This is a genomic window from Pseudoduganella sp. RAF53_2 (genome assembly GCF_052113985.1).
GTDB lineage: Bacteria > Pseudomonadota > Gammaproteobacteria > Burkholderiales > Burkholderiaceae_D > Rugamonas.
Genome location: NZ_JBFRDW010000990.1, coordinates 1 through 1,418 on the forward strand (window position 1 = coordinate 1; position 1,418 = coordinate 1,418).

The 1,418-nt window shown below is 61.0% G+C and carries 2 protein-coding genes; one reads left to right on the forward strand and one right to left on the reverse strand.

All coding sequences use genetic code 11. The annotated features are described in order from the left end of the window. A partial coding sequence (locus AB4Z11_RS31710; RefSeq protein WP_442030147.1) for a histidine kinase dimerization/phospho-acceptor domain-containing protein occupies positions 1–1,002 on the reverse strand: 1,002 nt, incomplete at its 3' end. 117 nt (positions 1,003–1,119) lie between these two features. Between AB4Z11_RS31710 and AB4Z11_RS31715 the strand changes: the two genes are divergently transcribed. Continuing rightward, positions 1,120–1,418, forward strand: a 299-nt coding sequence (locus AB4Z11_RS31715; RefSeq protein WP_442030149.1) for a group II truncated hemoglobin, incomplete at its 3' end; no start/stop codon positions are given.

Below are 1,418 nucleotides of genomic sequence, written 5' to 3' on the forward strand. Positions count from 1 at the left end.
ATCCACCACGATGCGCACCCGGCCCTTGCCGGCGCGCTGAATCGCCGGTAGCGCATTGCGCAGCAGATTGAGCACCACGACTACCGCCAGTTCCTGCTGGCCGCGAAACTGGAAATCGCCGCGCAGCTGCGTGACCACCAGCCCGCGCTGAGTCTCGCTGGTGAAAGGATAACGGCGCAGCGCTTCATCGACGGTATGGTGCATGGAGACTGAGGCATCGGGATCKGGACTGCTGCGCATGGCGCGGGCGCTCAGCAGAAACAGATCGATCATATGATTCATATGCCGTACTTCATGCCGGGCACGGGTAAGTGCCTGGCTGACGTCCGGATTGGGATTGGCGACGCTCTGGTACATGCGCCCCAGTCCTCGCAGATTGGCGTCGATGCTGGTCAACGGCGTGCGCAGCTCATGGGCTACCGCGCCCAGGCCTTCACCCAGGCCGTTCAGCTTCACCTGTTCCAGCGTGCGGCGGCCGACGCGCGCCACGCACAGCACGCCGATCATAAACCAGTGAATCGGCAGCAGCTGGAGTACGGGCTGGGACAGCAGCACGGCGCGCTCGCCTTCAGCCAGGGCAAGCAGGATGGCTGCCGCCGTGCCGATGGCGTAGGCGCGCAGGGCCATGCGGACGGGAAAGTGAAACAGGCCGATCAGCGCCACCAGCAGGGCCTGCGTCCACGTCGCGTTGGCGTGATTCATGAGGAACATGTAGCTCATGAAAAAGGGCAGGCTGAAGACCAGCAGGAGAAAGGTGTAGTGCCGGCGCTGCCGCAGAGGCCAGTGTTTCGCCAGCAGGCCGCCCAGACAGAGCGCAGTGCCCACTGCGCGCACGGCCACATTGTCATATGGCTGCGGGAACACGTAGACGAACAGCACGTAAAAAAAAGGAAAGCAGACGATGCCCATCCAGCTCAAAAGCAGCAGCTGCAGCGTGGCCATGCTTTCGGGGTCATGGCGGCGCAGCAGGCGTCGGATCAGTTTGGCTGGGGAAAATTGCATAGTGAAACGAATTGATTCTAGTCAAGTTCTCATAATGCAAGCAAATAATAGCAAATTGAGCAATATCAGCGGCGAGCTTGATCCATATCAATACTGCGTTGCGCTATGATGGCGTTTATGACTGAAGAATCCCGCACCCTGTATGAAGTGATCGGCGGCGAAACCAAGCTGCGCGAGATGGTGGACCGTTTTTACGATCTGATGGAACTTGAGCCGGATTTCGCCGGCATCCGCAGCTTGCACCCGCCCACCACGGACGGCTCGCGCGACAAGCTGTTCTGGTTTTTGAGCGGCTGGATGGGCGGCCCGGACCACTTTGTCGAACGATTTGGCCACCCGCGCCTGCGCGCGCGGCACCTGCCATTCGCCGTCGGCACCAGCGAACGCGATCAATGGCTGCGCTGCATGGCCTGGGC